At 45.8% G+C, this 2,813-nt stretch carries 3 protein-coding genes; 2 read left to right on the top strand and 1 reads right to left on the bottom strand.

The features are described from left to right. Nucleotides 1-97: 97 nt before the first annotated feature. Together VN105_RS14535 and VN105_RS14530 are read left to right on the top strand one after the other, a co-directional pair. Nucleotides 98-859 carry a LytTR family DNA-binding domain-containing protein gene (locus VN105_RS14535; RefSeq protein ID WP_325642098.1) on the top strand — a complete coding sequence of 254 codons (762 nt, stop codon included), beginning with the start codon at nucleotides 98-100 and terminating at the stop codon, nucleotides 857-859. 120 nt (nucleotides 860-979) lie between these two features. Next, complete coding sequence (locus VN105_RS14530) at nucleotides 980-1,750, top strand: DUF1223 domain-containing protein (protein ID WP_325642096.1); 771 nt, start codon at nucleotides 980-982, stop codon at nucleotides 1,748-1,750. A 71-nt stretch (nucleotides 1,751-1,821) separates the two neighbouring features. Here the strand turns inward: VN105_RS14530 and VN105_RS14525 are convergent. Further along, nucleotides 1,822-2,813 (bottom strand): TlpA disulfide reductase family protein (locus tag VN105_RS14525; RefSeq protein WP_325642094.1); only part of this gene is annotated, 992 nt, incomplete at its 5' end.

The raw sequence follows: 2,813 nt of genomic DNA, 5'->3' as shown, positions 1-2,813 counted from the left end.
CTTAAAAATATTGACCTGCGATATCAGCACCTGCTGCATCAGCATATCGATATTGTTACTAATGAAAAAACTTTTCAAATCAAATTGCCGCTGATCCATGAACATCATCATCGTTGAAGACGAACTCAAAACAGCCCGGTCGCTTGAAAATATTATACTGGGACTGAAGCCAGGAGATAAGATCACCGGCCAGTACCAAAGCGTGGAAAGCACTGTTGCCGCGCTTTCAGAAGGGCCTATGCCCGACCTCATTTTTATGGATATACAGCTGGCGGATGGCCTTTGCTTTGAAATATTCAAACAGGTAAAAATCACCTGTCCCGTTGTATTCTGCACGGCTTACGACGAATATTCCCTGGAAGCATTTAAAAGCAATGGGGTTGATTATGTACTGAAGCCCTTTTCCAAACAAGACATACAGGATGCACTCCGGAAAGTGGATGAACTGAAAAATTTCTTCCAGCAGAAAGCAATCCCCGACCTGGGAGACCTGCTCTCAAAACTGAGCCCGCCGAGTGGTAAAACCAGTTTTCTTGTCTTCAAAAATCAAAAATATAAAACAGTAAGTATCGAAGACATTGCCTTCTTCTATGTTCGCCACGATGCCACCTGGATCATGTGCTTCGATAAGCAGCAATATACCGTGAACCAGTCGCTGGACCAGGTAACGCAATCTGTATCTTCCCTGCAATTCTTCCGGCTGAACCGCCAGTACCTCGTTAATTTTAAAGCGATCAAAGAAGTGGAGCCTTATTTCCTGCGTAAACTCTACGTAAAACTGGTTATTGAAACGCCCGATAAGCTCCTGGTCAATAAAGAAAAATCGCATAGCTTTCTTAGCTGGATGGAAGACCGGTGATATAATTTTCTCCCGGCTGTTTTGTCCCGGTTGAACGCCGAAAATGCCCGAATGAAGGCTTTTTTGCTTACCCGGGCCAGCAACAGCCGGTACTTTTGAATCAAATAAAATTCGAAAGATATGAAACAGGTAATGATGCCGGCTATAGGCGCTGCAATTGTACTCACACTCTTCTCCGCTATATTTGCCAACCAGGTTAGCGCTTCAAAAAAGCAACCCCGCATTAATAACGGTAACGGGTTTGCGGTACTCGAACTGTTCACTTCAGAAGGATGTTCCAGCTGCCCTCCCGCCGATGCTTTACTAGCCCGTATACAGCAGGATGCCGGCAATAAACCCATCTATGTACTGGCATACCATGTCGATTACTGGGACCGCCTGGGCTGGAAAGATGTATTCAGCCAGCCGCAATACTCAAAACGCCAATACCAGTACAGCCAGCAGCTTCCCAGCCAGGTATATACTCCGCAGCTGGTGGTTAACGGGCAAACATCCTGTATAGGATCAGACGAATCTGCAGTAAGCAACGCCATCAACGAAGCGCTTGGCACCGGTGCAGTTGCCACCCTGAAGATAAAGGCACAGCTGCAGCCCGGCAAGGCAAGCTTTACTTATGAAATTAGTGGTAATACCGGCAACAGCCAGTTACTTGTGGCGGTTGTACAAAAACATGCCGTAAGCAAAGTAGAGAGAGGAGAAAACGAAGGGCGTACACTTTCCCATGTACAGGTGGTACGGGACCTCTGGGCATTTAAACTGCGGGAGCGTAAACAAGGTATGGCTGAAATTAATCTCCCCGAAAACTTTAATGCGCAGGAATGGGAGTTGATCAGTATGATACAAAACTCCGAAACAGGCGCTATCAGCGCAGCTGCAAGGGTTTCCCTGTAACAACTGCCGGTCATCTGCATAAAAAGAAAAAATAAGGGTACCTTAAAATAATCTTAAGGTACCCTTCGTCACTATTCATGTTTTGCCAGCTCAATCATCCCGCTCATCTCTTCCACAAAAGCATCATTACCGCCGGACGATCCCCCGAGAGAACGGAAACGGATCATCCCGTTTTTATCAATAACAAACTTTGCCGGGATGCCTTTCAGCTTGTATCCTGCAGCGGCGTTATTTGTTTTGGTCACCGGATCTTTCAAATCCATTAACAGGTTGAAAGTGTATTTATTGTTACGGAGATAATCGGCCGCACTTTTCACAGGGTTGGCATCTGTTTCCCACGTATGGATGAAAAGAAATACCACGCTGGTGTCGTCTTTAAATTTATTCACCGCAGCCTGCATATGAGGGAAAGAGCCTTTACAGGGCCCGCACCAGGTAGCCCAGAAATCAAGTACCACTGTTTTTCCCCTGTAATCGGAGAGCGATACCGTTTTCCCATTTACATCTTTTACGGAAAAATTAAAAGAAGGTTCCCTGATCATTTTTTTGGCCAGGTCGGCGCTGATCTTTTCTTTCAGTTCCTTATAAAGCGACTGCTCATAGCCGGCAAACCCTTCATCGCTGCCTTTTACAGCGATGTACGCATTTTTAAACTGCGCCTTTACCTCCTGCGAAGCCCGTCCGTCTTTAATGCTTTGCACCATTAAAGGATAGGCTTCGGAAAACTGTTTGTTGGCGACCAATAAGTTTAAATAGGTATCGTTAAACGCACGGTCCTTTTTATCGTCCTGTGCGTACACCTGCCGGGCGTATTTCAATCCTTCCTTATACTTTTTATTGGCATACAGCACTGCCGCGTATTGTTTGGCGTAAGCATAGTAATCCGCCGATATTTCAGCGGATCTCCGTGTTTCATCGCCAATGGATTTTTTTATTAGGCTTTCTGCCAGCGCGTATTCTTTCCTGCCATAGGTTTCCCTGGCGGCATAGGAAAAAGCCTTTGTTTTATAAACTGTGTCCCGGATCATGTTCAGGTATTTCATGAGCTTAGCCGGGTTGTTTC

Origin of the sequence: Chitinophaga sp., assembly GCF_035564935.1 — a bacterium.
Classification (GTDB): Bacteria; Bacteroidota; Bacteroidia; order Chitinophagales; family Chitinophagaceae; genus Chitinophaga.
Note: the sequence above shows the minus strand (reverse complement) of the source record. Positions and strands in the feature narration are given on the sequence as shown.

What these genes read in the sequence shown, in the direction of transcription:
- VN105_RS14530 (WP_325642096.1), top strand. Translation starts at nt 980, where the DNA reads ATGAAACAGGTAATGATGCCGGCTATAGGCGCTGCAATTGTACTCACA.
- VN105_RS14535 (WP_325642098.1), top strand. Translation starts at nt 98, where the DNA reads ATGAACATCATCATCGTTGAAGACGAACTCAAAACAGCCCGGTCGCTT.